Annotated in this window: 12 protein-coding genes, 3 tRNA genes and 1 riboswitch; of the genes, 13 read left to right on the top strand and 2 right to left on the bottom strand. The window is 59.8% G+C overall.

The window, feature by feature from the left end; translation table 11 throughout:
* The first annotated feature begins 47 nt into the window (after positions 1 to 47).
* The 6 genes from aruF (at position 48) to astE (ending at position 6,498) form a co-directional block, all read left to right on the top strand.
* Positions 48 to 1,067: an arginine/ornithine succinyltransferase subunit alpha gene (gene aruF, locus QYH43_RS20685; protein WP_095058852.1), complete on the top strand. Its 1,020-nt coding sequence runs from the start codon at positions 48 to 50 to the stop codon at positions 1,065 to 1,067.
* A 70-nt stretch (positions 1,068 to 1,137) separates the two neighbouring features.
* Complete coding sequence (astA, locus tag QYH43_RS20680) at positions 1,138 to 2,163, top strand: arginine N-succinyltransferase (protein WP_095058851.1); 1,026 nt, start codon at positions 1,138 to 1,140, stop codon at positions 2,161 to 2,163.
* On the top strand, positions 2,160 to 3,629 hold the full coding sequence (astD, locus tag QYH43_RS20675) for a succinylglutamate-semialdehyde dehydrogenase (RefSeq protein WP_177450564.1): 1,470 nt from the start codon (positions 2,160 to 2,162) through the stop codon (positions 3,627 to 3,629). The genes astA and astD overlap by 4 nt, the downstream gene beginning before the upstream one ends.
* Positions 3,630 to 3,780: 151 nt before the next feature.
* A complete protein-coding gene (gene astB / locus QYH43_RS20670; protein WP_095058849.1) occupies positions 3,781 to 5,127 on the top strand; it encodes an N-succinylarginine dihydrolase in 1,347 nt (448 codons plus the stop codon).
* 60 nt (positions 5,128 to 5,187) lie between these two features.
* The gene (locus QYH43_RS20665) at positions 5,188 to 5,475 is read left to right on the top strand and encodes a topoisomerase II (RefSeq protein WP_095152046.1); all 288 of its coding nucleotides are present in this window, start codon (positions 5,188 to 5,190) and stop codon (positions 5,473 to 5,475) included.
* 12 nt (positions 5,476 to 5,487) lie between these two features.
* Positions 5,488 to 6,498, top strand: coding sequence for a succinylglutamate desuccinylase (gene astE, locus QYH43_RS20660; protein ID WP_095152047.1), 1,011 nt, complete (start codon positions 5,488 to 5,490; stop codon positions 6,496 to 6,498).
* 111 nt (positions 6,499 to 6,609) lie between these two features.
* Here the strand turns inward: astE and QYH43_RS20655 are convergent, their stop codons facing one another.
* Positions 6,610 to 7,122, bottom strand: a complete 513-nt coding sequence (locus QYH43_RS20655) for a 6,7-dimethyl-8-ribityllumazine synthase (RefSeq protein WP_095058846.1) — start codon at positions 7,120 to 7,122, stop codon at positions 6,610 to 6,612.
* 101 nt (positions 7,123 to 7,223) lie between these two features.
* Positions 7,224 to 7,394, bottom strand: a riboswitch (FMN riboswitch).
* A gap of 197 nt (positions 7,395 to 7,591) precedes the next feature.
* Between QYH43_RS20655 and ltaE the strand changes: the two genes are divergently transcribed.
* The 7 genes from ltaE to QYH43_RS20620 all read left to right on the top strand — a co-directional run bounded on the left by ltaE (position 7,592) and on the right by QYH43_RS20620 (position 13,555).
* Positions 7,592 to 8,596 (top strand): low-specificity L-threonine aldolase, encoded by a 1,005-nt coding sequence (gene ltaE, locus QYH43_RS20650; RefSeq protein WP_095058845.1) that lies wholly within the window; start codon positions 7,592 to 7,594, stop codon positions 8,594 to 8,596.
* Between the two features lie 146 nt (positions 8,597 to 8,742).
* On the top strand, positions 8,743 to 11,361 hold the full coding sequence (gene alaS, locus QYH43_RS20645; RefSeq protein WP_095058844.1) for an alanine--tRNA ligase: 2,619 nt from the start codon (positions 8,743 to 8,745) through the stop codon (positions 11,359 to 11,361).
* A 91-nt stretch (positions 11,362 to 11,452) separates the two neighbouring features.
* Complete coding sequence (locus QYH43_RS20640; protein WP_095058939.1) at positions 11,453 to 12,694, top strand: aspartate kinase; 1,242 nt, start codon at positions 11,453 to 11,455, stop codon at positions 12,692 to 12,694.
* 186 nt (positions 12,695 to 12,880) lie between these two features.
* Positions 12,881 to 13,069: a carbon storage regulator CsrA gene (gene csrA, locus QYH43_RS20635; protein WP_002554426.1), complete on the top strand. Its 189-nt coding sequence runs from the start codon at positions 12,881 to 12,883 to the stop codon at positions 13,067 to 13,069.
* 62 nt (positions 13,070 to 13,131) lie between these two features.
* Positions 13,132 to 13,222 (top strand) — tRNA-Ser (locus QYH43_RS20630).
* Between the two features lie 107 nt (positions 13,223 to 13,329).
* Positions 13,330 to 13,406: transfer RNA gene (locus QYH43_RS20625), tRNA-Arg, on the top strand.
* A 72-nt stretch (positions 13,407 to 13,478) separates the two neighbouring features.
* Positions 13,479 to 13,555 (top strand) — tRNA-Arg (locus tag QYH43_RS20620).
* A 19-nt stretch (positions 13,556 to 13,574) separates the two neighbouring features.
* Here the strand turns inward: QYH43_RS20620 and QYH43_RS20615 are convergent.
* Positions 13,575 to 14,093, bottom strand: a complete 519-nt coding sequence (locus QYH43_RS20615) for a cell envelope protein SmpA (protein ID WP_095152048.1) — start codon at positions 14,091 to 14,093, stop codon at positions 13,575 to 13,577.
* Positions 14,094 to 14,190 lie beyond the last annotated feature (97 nt).

The raw sequence follows: 14,190 nt of genomic DNA, 5'->3' as shown, positions 1-14,190 counted from the left end.
AATCCGGTGTTTTTTCCTATAAGAGTTTTACGATAAGGAGTGACACCATGCTGGTGATGCGCCCCGCGCAAATGGCTGATCTGGGCGAGGTACAGCGTCTGGCTGCGGACAGCCCGATTGGTGTCACTTCCTTGCCGGATGACGTTGAACGCCTGAGCGACAAGATCGCCGCGAGCGAAGCTTCGTTCGCCGCCGAAGTGAGCTTCAACGGTGAAGAGAGCTATTTCTTCGTTCTTGAAGACTCGACCACCGGCAAACTGGTGGGCTGCTCGGCCATCGTGGCCTCGGCCGGTTATTCCGAGCCGTTCTACAGTTTCCGCAACGAAACCTTCGTGCACGCCTCCCGCGAGCTGAAGATTCACAACAAGATCCACGTGCTCTCGCAGTGCCATGACCTGACCGGCAACAGCTTGCTGACCAGTTTCTACGTGCAGCGCGAGCTGGTGGGTTCGCCTTGGGCTGAACTGAATTCCCGTGGCCGCTTGCTGTTCGTCGCCAGCCATCCGGAACGCTTCGCTGATTCCGTGGTGACCGAGATCGTCGGTTACAGCGATGAAAACGGCGACTCGCCATTCTGGGATGCCATCGGCCGCAACTTCTTCGACCTCAACTACGCTGAGGCCGAGCGCCTGTGCGGGCTCAAGAGCCGTACGTTCCTCGCCGAACTGATGCCGCATTACCCGATCTACGTGCCGTTGCTGCCGGACTCCGCGCAAGAAGCGATGGGCCAGGTGCATCCGCGTGCGCAGATCACCTTCGACATCCTGATGCGCGAAGGCTTCGAGACCGATCATTACATTGACATCTTCGACGGCGGCCCGACCTTGCACGCCCGCGTCTCGGGGATCCGTTCGATCGCCCAGAGCCGCGTGGTGCCGGTGAAAATCGGCGAGCCGGTCAAAGGCGTCGGTCGTCAATACCTGGTGGCCAATGCCCAGTTGCAGGATTACCGCGCGGTCATGCTCGAACTCGACTACGCGCCGGGCAAACCCGTGACCCTGGATCTGGAAACAGCCGAAGCCCTGGGCGTCGGTGAAGGTGCAAGCGTGCGCCTGGTAGCGGTTTAACGTCGCAATTGATGCCTAGTAAGCAGCGAAGTTTCACGGGTGGCGCAAGCGGCCCGTTTGAGGAGATAGCATGATCGTTCGTCCCGTACGCAGCAGCGATTTACCCGCTCTGATCGACCTGGCCCGCAGCACCGGCACCGGCCTGACCACCTTGCCGGCCAACGAAGAACGTCTGGCCCATCGGGTCGGCTGGGCTGAGAAGACCTTTCGCGGCGAAGCCGGGCGGGGCGATGCGGACTACCTGTTCGTGCTCGAAGACGACGACGGTCGCGTGGTCGGTATTTCCGCCATTGCCGGTGCTGTCGGCCTGCGTGAGCCGTGGTACAACTTCCGCGTCGGTCTGACCGTCAGTGCCTCGCAAGAGCTGAACATCTATCGCGAAATCCCGACGCTGTTCCTGGCCAACGACCTGACTGGCAACTCCGAGCTTTGCTCGTTGTTCCTGCACGCCGATTACCGTACCGGTCTCAACGGTCGCATGCTGTCCAAGGCGCGGATGCTCTTCATCGCCGAGTTCCCGCAGCTGTTCGGTAACAAGATCATTGCCGAAATGCGCGGTGTCTCCGACGAAGCCGGGCGTTCGCCGTTCTGGGAAAGCCTGGGTCGGCACTTCTTCAAAATGGAATTCAGCCAGGCTGACTACCTGACCGGTGTAGGCAACAAGGCCTTCATCGCCGAGCTGATGCCGAAATTCCCGCTGTACACCTGCTTCCTGTCGCCGGATGCGCGCAACGTGATCGGTCAGGTACACCCGGACACCGAACCGGCGCTGGCCATGCTCAAAAGCGAAGGCTTCAGCTATCAGGGTTACGTCGACATCTTCGACGCCGGTCCGGCCATCGAGTGTGAAACCGGCAAGATCCGCGCCGTGCGCGACAGTCAGGCACTGGTGCTGGCCGTTGGCACTCCGGGCGACGACGCAACGCCATTCATCATTCATAACCGTAAACGCGATGACTGCCGCATCACTGCTGCACCGGCACGTCTGGCCGCCGGTACGCTGGTGGTCGACCCGCTGACCGCCAAACGTCTTCAACTCAACGCTGGCGACCAAGTGCGCGCCGTCGCGTTGTCCGCTGCCCGGGAGTCGAAATAATGAAGTCGCTATACGTTGCAGGTGAATGGCTGGCCGGTCAGGGCGAAGCCTTTGAATCGCTGAACCCGGTGACCCAGCAAGTGCTGTGGTCCGGGACCGGTGCCACCACTGATCAGGTTGAGTCGGCGGTGCAAGCTGCACGTCAGGCGTTCCCGGGTTGGGCTCGTCGGACCCTGGAAGAACGTATTTCGATTCTGGAAGCCTTTGCCGCTGCGCTGAAGAGCCATGCTGACGAACTGGCGCATACCATCGGCGAAGAAACCGGCAAACCCCTGTGGGAAGCCGCGACCGAAGTCACCAGCATGGTCAACAAGATTGCGATCTCGGTGCAGAGCTACCGCGAACGTACCGGCGAGAAGAGCGGCCCGCTGGGCGACGCCACCGCCGTACTGCGCCACAAACCTCACGGTGTGGTGGCGGTGTTCGGCCCTTACAACTTCCCGGGTCACCTGCCGAACGGCCACATCGTGCCGGCGCTGCTGGCCGGTAATAGCGTGCTGTTCAAGCCAAGCGAACTGACGCCGAAAGTCGCCGAGCTGACGGTCAAGTGCTGGATCGAGGCGGGGCTGCCGGCCGGTGTGTTGAACCTGCTGCAAGGCGCTCGCGAAACCGGTATCGCCCTTGCGGCGAACCCGGGCATCGACGGTCTGTTCTTCACCGGTTCCAGCCGCACCGGCAATCACCTGCATCAGCAATTCGCCGGTCGTCCGGACAAGATCCTTGCGCTGGAAATGGGCGGCAACAACCCGCTGGTGGTCGATCAAGTCGCTGATCTTGATGCCGCGGTTTACACCATCATTCAATCGGCGTTCATTTCGGCCGGTCAGCGCTGCACTTGCGCCCGTCGCTTGTTGGTGCCGCAAGGTGCGTGGGGCGACTCGTTGCTGGCGCGTCTGGTGGCCGTCAGCTCGACGATTGAAGTCGGTGCTTTCGATCAGCAACCGGCGCCGTTCATGGGCTCGGTGGTTTCCCTTGGCGCTGCGAAAGCGTTGATGGATGCGCAAGAACATCTGCTGGCCAATGGCGCTGTGGCGCTGTTGGATATGACGCAGCCTCAGGCTCAATCGGCCTTGCTGACCCCCGGCATTCTGGACGTGACGGCCGTGGCCAATCGTCCTGACGAAGAACTCTTCGGCCCGTTGCTGCAAGTGATCCGCTACGCTGATTTTGAAGCGGCTATCGCTGAAGCCAATGACACCGCTTACGGTCTCGCGGCCGGTCTGCTGTCGGATTCCGAGGCGCGTTACCAGCAGTTCTGGCTTGAGAGTCGCGCGGGTATCGTCAACTGGAACAAGCAACTGACGGGCGCCGCGAGCAGCGCGCCATTCGGCGGTGTGGGCGCCTCGGGTAACCATCGCGCCAGCGCTTACTACGCGGCGGATTACTGCGCGTACCCGGTGGCCTCGCTGGAAACACCGAGCCTGGTGATGCCTGCCACCTTGACGCCTGGCGTGAAGATGGCGTGATGCCCATCGCTGGCAAGCCAGCTCCCACAGGTTCGGCTGAGTTCGCAAGACTCAATCACTGTGGGAGCCAGCCTGCTGGCGATGGCCGCGCTGCGGTCTCAAAAATTGGTTACTGAAGCCTATAACAACAGATTCTCGTGGAGCCTCGCTGATGAAATCCTATGAAGTCAATTTTGACGGTCTAGTGGGGCCGACCCATAACTACGGCGGTCTGTCCTACGGCAACGTCGCGTCCCAGAGCAACAGTCAGCAGTCTTCCAACCCGAAGGAAGCCGCGCTACAAGGCCTGGCGAAGATGAAAGCGCTGATGGAAATGGGTTTCCAGCAAGGCGTGCTGGCACCGCAAGAGCGCCCGGACGTGGCAGCCCTGCGTCGTCTGGGCTTCAGCGGCACCGACGCTCAAGTGATCGAGCGCGCCGCCAAGGAAGCGATGCCGCTGCTGGTCGCCAGTTGCTCGGCGTCGAGCATGTGGGTGGCCAACGCTGCCACCGTCAGCCCGAGCGCCGACACCGCGGATGGCCGCGTGCATTTCACCGCCGCCAACCTCAACTGCAAATACCACCGCAGCATTGAACACCCGACCACCAGCCGTGTGCTGGGCGCGATGTTCGCTGACCAGCAACACTTCGCCCACCACGCCGCGTTGCCGGCCGTGGCGCAGTTCGGCGATGAAGGCGCGGCCAACCACACGCGTTTCTGCCGTGAGTACGGCGAAGCCGGTGTCGAGTTCTTCGTGTTCGGTCGCAGCGCGTTCGACACCCGCTACCCGGCACCGCAGAAATACCCGGCGCGCCAGACTCTCGAAGCGTCCCAGGCGGTCGCCCGTCTGCACGGCTTGAGCGATGACGGCGTGGTCTACGCCCAGCAGAATCCGTCAGTGATCGACCAGGGCGTTTTCCACAATGACGTGATCGCCGTGGGCAATGGCGAAGTGCTGTTCTATCACGAGGACGCGTTCCTCGAGACCGAGAAGATGCTCGCTGAGTTGCAGAGCAAACTCGCCAAGGTCGGTGGGAAATTTCAGTCGGTGTGTGTGCCGCGTTCCGCGGTCTCCGTGGAGGACGCGGTTCGCTCCTACCTGTTCAATAGCCAGCTTCTGTCGCGCCCTGACGGCTCCATGCTGTTGATCGTGCCGGAAGAGTGCCGTGGTAACGAACGTGTCTGGAACTACCTGCAAGGTTTGACCAGCTCCGGCGGCCTGATCCGCGAAGTGAAGGTTTTCGATCTCAAGCAGAGCATGCAGAACGGCGGTGGCCCGGCTTGCCTGCGACTACGCGTCGCGCTCAACGAAACCGAACTGGCGGCGGTCAACCCAGGGGTTATCATGACCGCACCGTTGTACGGCTCACTGACCGAATGGGTCGACAAGCACTACCGCGACCGCATGACCGAAAACGATCTGGCGGACCCGCAGTTGCTGCTTGAGTGCCGGACGGCACTGGATGAACTGACGCAAATCCTTAAACTGGGCGCGGTTTATCCATTCCAGATCAATTGATCGACGGTGCGCTGTCCAAGAAGACGGCGCACCGCTTCATCTCAAATGAGAGCGTAAAACATGAGCGATTCCCTGCAGCTGATCCTTGAAGACACCGACGGCACGCAACTGGAAACTACCTGCACCCGCGTCGCGGTCCTGTGGCAAGGCAAAGAGCTGTGGATCCAGCAGGACGGCCGCGGCCAACTGTTGATCGGCGTGGACGTCGAAGAAGGTGACGCCGAGTACGCCAACCTGCTGTTGCGCCCATTGGCGACTAATCTGGTAAGTCTGCAACTGGAGATGGAACCGGCTGACCTCGACGACGAGGATCACGTCCACGGTCCGGACTGCAACCACGACCACTAAGGAAACCGCTCTATGCTCGCCCTCGGCAAACTGCTTGAACTGACCCTCGCCGGCCGTGAACCGGCGGAGAAGACTCAACTGACTGTCGAAGGCGTGCGCATGCGCTGGTTGAGCGAAGGTGCGCTGGAAGTCCGGCCACCTGAAGCTCGCGACAATGGCCTGGACCTGCTGCTCTCGGCCGGTATCCACGGCAACGAAACAGCGCCGATCGAGCTGCTCGATCGCCTGTTGCATGACATCGCTCGCGGTGACCTGAAACCGCGCGCCCGTATTCTGTTCCTGTTCGGCAACCCCGAAGCGATTCGCAAAGGCGAGCGTTTCGTCGAGCAGGACGTCAATCGGCTGTTCAACGGCCGTCACGAACAAAGCAGCGGTTCCGAAGCCCTGCGTGCTTGTGAGCTGGAGCGGCTGGCCGCGAGTTTCTTCAGCCTGCCGGATCGTCAGCGTCTGCATTACGACCTGCACACCGCGATTCGCGGTTCGAAAATCGAACAGTTCGCCTTGTACCCGTGGAAGGAAGGCCGCCAGCACTCGCGCCAGGAACTGGCTCGTTTGCGTGCTGCGGGCATGGAGGCGGTGCTGCTGCAGAACAAGCCGTCCATCGTGTTCAGTTCGTACACCTACGACAAACTCGGCGCCGAGGCCTTCACCCTGGAGCTGGGCAAGGCGCGGCCGTTCGGGCAGAACGACGGGGTCAATGTGTCCCTGCTGGAAACCCGACTCAAGCAGATCATCGAAGGCACCGAGCCGGAAATGACCGATGCGGCGCTGGACGGTTTGCAGTTGTATAGCGTGGCACGGGAAATCATCAAGCACAGCGACAGCTTCCGCCTGAACCTGCCAGTGGACATCGAGAATTTTTCGGAGCTGGAAGTGGGTTATCTGTTGGCGGAAGACATCGCCAATACCCGCTGGATCATCGAGGAGGAGGGCGCCCGGATCATCTTCCCGAACCCCAAGGTGAAGAACGGCCTGCGCGCCGGCATCCTGGTCGTGCCGACCACCGACGAAAACCTGGCCTGACACAACCCCTGTAGGAGCCGGCTTGCTGGCGATTGCGTACTGCCAGTTAACGAACTGTTGACTGACCCACCGCTATCGCCAGCAAGCCGGCTCCTACAGGTTTTGCGGTGTTTAGACCGCTAGTGCACGCGGCTCCGAGCGGCGCAGGGCACGGATTTTGTGCAGCGTATCGGCACACGTCTTCGCCGCTTCCTGGCCTTTGTGCACGAAGTGATCGAAGAAGAACTTGTGATGCAGTTCTTCGCCCGCATGGAAGTGGTGCGGGGTCAGGGACACTGAGAACACCGGCACTTCAGTTTCCAGCTGAACCTGCATCAGGCCGCTGACCACCGACTGGGCGACGAAGTCGTGACGGTAGATGCCGCCGTCCACCACCAGGGCTGCCGCGACGATGCCGGAATAACGACCGGTCTTGGCCAGCAGCTTGGCGTGCAGGGGCATTTCAAAGGCACCGCCGACTTCAAAGAAATCGATGTCGGATTCCTGATAACCCTGGGCAATCATTTCAGCGAGGAAGCCTTTACGGCTTTGATCGACTATATCCTTGTGCCAGCAGGCCTGGATGAACGCTACGCGCTCGCCATGATGGTGTTTGCTTTTGCTGTCGATTGCGGTGGGTTGCATGTTCTGACTCCTGTTTGTGTGAAAAACAGGGCGTTATGAATCGAAGGGGATTTAAGGGTGCGCGCCTGCACGAATGCCTGCGGACGGCCCTTTGGTGCCAATCCCGTTCTCTCTTCATCCGGACTATGACCGTCGGCCCCGGGATCACACCGGGTCTGCTGACCTTGTCGCCAGTCACCGCCGAAGCCGTGCTGCCACCAAGCGCTCGCGGGCTATGCGCATTGCGCGCAATTACCGCCGGTGGGGAGTTGCACCCCGCCCTGAGAACGTTTTTGCCGCCTTAAAAGTGTGGCGGCGCAGCGTTTTTACCACATATTTCCTGCGTTCGCATCGTTGCTTTTGGATGATTGTTATCGAGTATTTCGTTGTATTAGCGGGCATTATCCGGGCTCAAGGGTTGAATATTCATCGCCATGCCCGCAGTAAATCTTCCGAAAGGGATTTCCCCCTGCTTACCGAGGCCAGATTCATGAGCGTTATCGATCTTCGCAGCGACACCGTCACCCAACCCTCCGCCGCAATGCTCGACGCGATGGCCAAAGCCGCCACGGGTGACGATGTGTATGGCGAAGACCCGACGGTCAATCACCTGGAAGCCGAACTGGCCAAGCGCCTGGGCTTTGCCGCCGCGCTGTTCGTGCCGACCGGCACCATGAGCAACTTGCTGGGGCTGATGGCTCATTGCGAGCGCGGTGATGAGTACATCGTCGGTCAACAGGCTCACACCTATAAATATGAAGGTGGCGGGGCGGCGGTGCTCGGTTCGATCCAGCCGCAACCACTGGACGTGCAGGCGGACGGTTCGCTTGACCTGGCGCAGGTTGCCGCCGCGATCAAACCGGATGACTTCCACTTCGCTCGCACGCGTTTGCTGGCGCTGGAAAACACCATGCAGGGCAAGGTCCTGCCGCTGGAGTACCTGGCGCGGGCGCGCAGCTTTACCCGCGAACATGGCCTGCAGCTGCATCTGGACGGCGCTCGGTTGTACAACGCAGCGGTCAAGCTGGGTGTCGATGCCCGGGAAATCACCCAGTATTTCGATTCGGTCTCGGTGTGCCTGTCCAAAGGCCTGGGCGCGCCGATCGGTTCGGTGCTGTGCGGTTCCGAGGCGTTGATCGGCAAGGCACGCCGTTTGCGCAAGATGGTCGGTGGCGGCATGCGTCAGGCCGGGATTCTGGCGGCGGCAGGCTTGTATGCACTGGATCACAACGTCCAGCGCCTGGCCGACGACCACGCCAATGCACAGTTGTTGGCCGAAGGCCTGCGCGCAGCGGGTTTTGAGGTCGAGCCGGTGCAGACCAACATGGTTTACGTGGCGATGGGTGATAAAGCCGAGGCGATCAAGGCATTTGCCGCCGAACGTGGTATCAAGCTCAGCGCTGCCGCTCGTCTGCGCATGGTCACGCACATGGACGTCAGCCGCGGGCAAATCGAGCAGGTCGTCGCGACATTCGTCGACTTTTCTCGCAAGTGATAGGGTTAGCGGTCCATTTGACCGTTTCTATCGTATAAACACGCTGTACCGCGCGCGCAGGGCCGATATAATGCGGCCCTTTGCCGTCGTTTCGTCTGTTGACGTTTCGAACAGGCCTTTGGCCGCAGCCTCCGTGGAAGAACCTAATGAAAAGCGCAGAAATCCGTGAAGCCTTCCTTCGCTTCTTCGAAGAGCAAGGCCACACCCGTGTAGCCTCCAGCTCTTTGATTCCGGGCAACGACCCAACCCTGCTGTTCACTAACGCGGGGATGAACCAGTTCAAGGACTGCTTCCTGGGCCAGGAAAAGCGCGCATACACCCGCGCCACCAGCAGCCAGAAGTGCGTACGCGCCGGCGGCAAGAACAGCGACCTGGAAAACGTCGGTTATACCGCTCGTCACCACACTTTTTTCGAAATGCTGGGTAACTTCAGCTTCGGTGATTACTTCAAGCGTGATGCCATCACCTACGCCTGGACCTTCCTGACCGGCGTGCTGATGCTGCCGAAGGAAAAGCTCTGGGTGACCGTCTATGCCTCCGATGACGAGGCATACGACATCTGGACCCAGGACATCGGCGTCCCGGCCGAGCGCATGATCCGCATCGGCGACAACAAGGGCGCGCCTTACGCTTCCGACAACTTCTGGACCATGGGCGATACCGGCCCGTGCGGCCCATGCACCGAAATTTTCTACGATCACGGCGACCACATCTGGGGCGGCCCACCGGGCTCGCCGGAAGAAGACGGCGACCGCTACATCGAGATCTGGAACAACGTGTTCATGCAGTTCAACCGCACCGCCGATGGCGTGTTGCATCCGTTGCCAGCACCGTCGGTCGACACCGGCATGGGCCTGGAGCGGATCAGTGCGGTGATGCAGCACGTCAATTCCAACTACGAAATCGACCTGTTCAAGAACCTGCTGAGCGCGTCGGCCGAAGCGATCGGCTGCGAAAATGGCGATCAGTCTTCGCTGAAAGTGGTTTCCGACCACATCCGTTCGTGCGGTTTCCTGATCGCCGACGGCGTGCTGCCATCCAACGAAGGCCGTGGTTACGTGCTGCGCCGGATCATCCGTCGCGCCTGCCGTCACGGTAACAAGCTGGGCGCCACCGGTAGCTTCTTCTACAAGATCGTCGCGGCGCTGGTCGCCGAGATGGGCGAAGCCTTCCCGGAACTGAAAACGCAGCAGAGCAACATCGAGCGCGTCCTCAAGGGCGAAGAAGAGCAGTTCTCCAAGACGCTGGAGCACGGCCTGAAGATTCTCGAGCAGGATCTGCTGGAACTCAAAGGCACCGTTGTGCCGGGCGACGTAGTGTTCAAGCTGTATGACACTTACGGTTTCCCGATGGACCTGACCGCCGACATCGCCCGTGAGCGCGAGCTGACCATCGACGAAGCCGGTTTCGAGCGCGAGATGGAAGCCCAGCGCGTGCGTGCACGTTCGGCCAGTTCGTTCGGCCTGGACTACAACACCCTGGTCAAGGTTGACGTGGCGACCGAGTTCACCGGTTACACCGACACCCGTGGTTCGGCAAAAATCGTTGCCCTGTACAAAAACGGCCAGTCGGTCGACGTATTGAGCGAAGGCGACGAGGGCGTGATCGTTCTCGACAAGACCCCGTTCTACGCCGAATCCGGTGGCCAGGTGGGCGACTGCGGTTACCTGCAGGCCGGCAATGCCCGTTTCGACGTACGCGACACCACCAAGACCGGCGGCGCGTTCCTGCACCACGGCGTGCTGGCGTCGGGCAGCCTGATCGTTGGCGCGCCGGTTGAGACCCACGTCGAGGCTGACGTGCGTCATGCCACTTCGCTGAACCACTCGGCCACGCACTTGCTGCACGCGGCATTGCGCAAAGTGTTGGGCGATCACGTGCAGCAGAAAGGTTCGTTGGTCGACAGTCAGCGCCTGCGCTTCGACTTCAGCCACTTCGAAGCGATCAAGCCTGAGCAGATCAAAGCGCTGGAAGACATCGTCAACGCCGAGATTCGCAAGAACTCCGCCGTTGAAACCGAAGAAACCGATATCGAAACCGCCAAGCAAAAGGGCGCCATGGCGCTGTTCGGCGAGAAGTACGGCGACAACGTGCGCGTGCTGAGCATGGGCGGCGATTTCTCCGTCGAGCTGTGCGGCGGCATCCACGCCAACCGTACCGGCGACATCGGCCTGCTGAAAATCATCAGCGAAGGCGGTGTGGCGTCGGGCGTGCGTCGTATCGAAGCCGTCACCGGCGCAGCCGCGCTGGCGTACTTGAACGCGGCGGAAGAACAACTCAAGGAAGCGGCCAGCCTGGTCAAGGGCAGCCGTGACAACCTGATCGACAAGCTGTCGGCTGTGCTGGAGCGCAACCGTCTGCTGGAGAAGCAACTCGAGCAGTTGCAAGCCAAGGCAGCCAGTGCGGCGGGCGACGATCTGTCGGCGCAGGCACAGGACGTCAAAGGCGTGAAAGTGCTGGCCGTGCGTCTGGACGGTCAGGATGGCAAGGCGCTGCTGGCGCTGGTCGATCAACTGAAAAACAAACTCGGCCGCGCAGTGATCCTGCTCGGCAGTGTCCATGAGGAAAAGGTCGTTCTGGTTGCAGGCGTAACCAAAGACCTGACTGGCCAACTCAAAGCCGGTGATTTGATGAAGCAAGCCGCTGCGGCAGTGGGCGGGAAGGGCGGTGGTCGTCCAGACATGGCGCAAGGCGGCGGTACCGACGCTGGCGCACTGGACGCGGCACTGGCCCTGACCGTTCCGTTTGTAGAGCAGGGTTTATAAGGCAACGCCTCCGGTCCGCAGTCTAGTGGCGGGCCGGAACGCTGTTTGAGTGATTATTTGGGCGCCCTTCATGGGCAGAGGCGGCTTTGAAATGGCTTTGATCGTACAGAAATTTGGAGGCACCTCGGTCGGTACTGTCGAGAGAATCGAGCAGGTCGCCGACAAGGTTAAGAAATTCCGCGAGGCCGGCGATGACCTGGTGGTTGTGCTGTCTGCAATGAGCGGCGAAACCAACCGTCTGATCGATCTGGCCAAGCAAATCAGTGGCGAAGATCAACCGGTTCCCCGTGAACTGGACGTGATCGTTTCCACCGGTGAGCAGGTGACGATTGCCCTGTTGGCCATGGCGCTGATTAAGCGTGGCGTGCCAGCGGTGTCCTACACCGGCAACCAGGTGCGGATTCTGACGGACAGCGCGCACAATAAAGCGCGTATCTTGCAGATCGACGACCAGAAGATTCGTGGTGACCTGAAGGCCGGTCGCGTGGTGGTTGTCGCCGGTTTCCAGGGCGTCGACGAGCACGGCAACATCACCACCCTCGGTCGTGGCGGTTCCGACACCACCGGCGTGGCGTTGGCGGCAGCCCTGAAGGCTGACGAATGCCAGATCTACACCGACGTCGATGGTGTCTACACCACCGACCCGCGTGTGGTCTCCGTGGCGCAGCGCCTGGACAAGATCACCTTCGAAGAGATGCTGGAAATGGCCAGCCTCGGTTCCAAGGTGTTGCAGATCCGTGCGGTCGAATTCGCCGGCAAGTACAACGTTCCGCTGCGCGTTCTGCACAGCTTCAAAGAGGGTCCGGGCACCCTCATTACTATTGATGAAGAGGAAACCATGGAACAGCCGATCATTTCCGGTATCGCTTTCAACCGCGATGAAGCCAAGCTGACCATCCGTGGCGTGCCAGACATCCCGGGCGTTGCCTTCAAGATTCTCGGCCCGATCAGTGCCGCGAACATCGAAGTCGACATGATCGTGCAGAACGTTGCGCACGATAACACCACCGACTTCACCTTCACCGTGCACCGCAACGACTACCAGGCTGCGCAAGCGGTGCTGGAAAAGACCGCTGCCGAGCTGGGTGCCCGTGAAGTGGTTGGCGACACCAAGATCGCCAAGGTCTCGATCGTGGGTGTTGGCATGCGTTCGCACGCAGGCGTCGCCAGCCGCATGTTCGAATCCCTGGCCAAGGAAAGCATCAACATCCAGATGATCTCGACTTCGGAAATCAAAGTCTCCGTAGTGATCGAAGAGAAGTACCTGGAACTGGCTGTGCGCGCGCTGCACACGGCTTTCGAACTGGACGCACCGGCCCGACAGGGCGAGTGATGCGTTTGCCAAAGGGCGCGGTCTGACCGCGCCTTTTGTTTTTTTGAATGGCGAGACCCGAGCCTGTTCTTTTGCTCGCGCTGGTCAATACTCAGGCATGTAGGGCTGTGACCGCTCCGGTTGTGGGTCGAGTGCCTTTTTTTTGCAGACTGTTGTCCCTGAAATGAATTGCGTGAGGAGAAAGGTATGCTGATTCTGACTCGTCGGTGTGCAGAAAGCCTGATTATCGGTGATGGCGAAATCACCGTGACTGTGCTCGGCGTCAAAGGAAATCAAGTGCGCATCGGTGTCAACGCCCCCAAAGAGGTGGCGGTTCACCGGGAAGAAATTTACCTGCGTATCAAGAAAGAGAAGGACGAAGAACCAAGCCATTAATTTTTATCGTTTTTTATGTTTGCAAACGGGGAAGAAGCTGGTTAATATACGCCCCGTGTTGCGGAGAGCTGGCCGAGTGGCCGAAGGCGCTCCCCTGCTAAGGGAGTACACCTCACAAGGGTGTCGGGGGTTCGAATCCCCCGTTCTCCGCCATTATTTGCGTAGTACGTTGTAATCTGGCTTCTTCGGTAAGTTGTTGAAATTACTAGAAAAAGTGTTTGACATAGAGATTAGACGGCCTATAATGCGCGGCAACAAATGCACTCGTAGCTCAGCTGGATAGAGTACTCGGCTACGAACCGAGCGGTCACAGGTTCGAATCCTGTCGAGTGCACCATTTAAGAGTTATTTGCAGTAATGTAGGTAACTCAGCTTCAGCCAGTTGTGATCTGGTCTAAAAACACAAAATGCACTCGTAGCTCAGCTGGATAGAGTACTCGGCTACGAACCGAGCGGTCACAGGTTCGAATCCTGTCGAGTGCACCATACAACAGAAAGCCCGCATTTAATGCGGGCTTTTTGCCGTCTGGGATTTGGCTTTTCCTTTCGTGCATCCCTTCTCGTCGAATTCAATGTGTGCGCTGCGACCTCGCTGGGTGTCGTAACGGTAACGCGTGGCTGAGTTTCGAATGCTGATCTTGTCTGGCTTGCCGAGGGTGCTTTCGACGTCTTGTTGGCTCATGCCGGCGATCACACGCTGATTGATGATCGCTTCGCGACGCTCCCTGGCATTGAGCAGGTTTCCACACTTGTCTTCCTGCTGACCGACCACGACCGGTTCTCTCCTTGTGGATTTCATACTGGATGTGTCGCGCGTTTCGGATTCCGGCATGAGTGCCGTGATGCTGCCTGGTGTAAACGTGCGGATATCCTGTAGCGAAAGCTGTTCTCCATTCGCGCAACTCAGCGTCGTGAAGGTAATGCGTCCGTCGACGGCTTCGCAGCGGTTCACGGTCGTAGCGAGCGCCAGGGGTGGCGGGCAGAGCAGGGCGAGCAGTAAAAAGCACGACACATTCGATCGCATCAATTGTCCTCCATGACGGTTGGCCTGAAGGTTAGCCGGAACAATTTCCGAGGGCGGTGTGTTTTCTTTTCAGGATGCGTCGTCGCAATTTCATGGG

The sequence above is a fragment of the Pseudomonas sp. C32 genome (genome assembly GCF_030417915.1).
Lineage (GTDB): Bacteria > Pseudomonadota > Gammaproteobacteria > Pseudomonadales > Pseudomonadaceae > Aquipseudomonas.
This window is presented reverse-complemented; position numbering and strand designations above follow the sequence as displayed.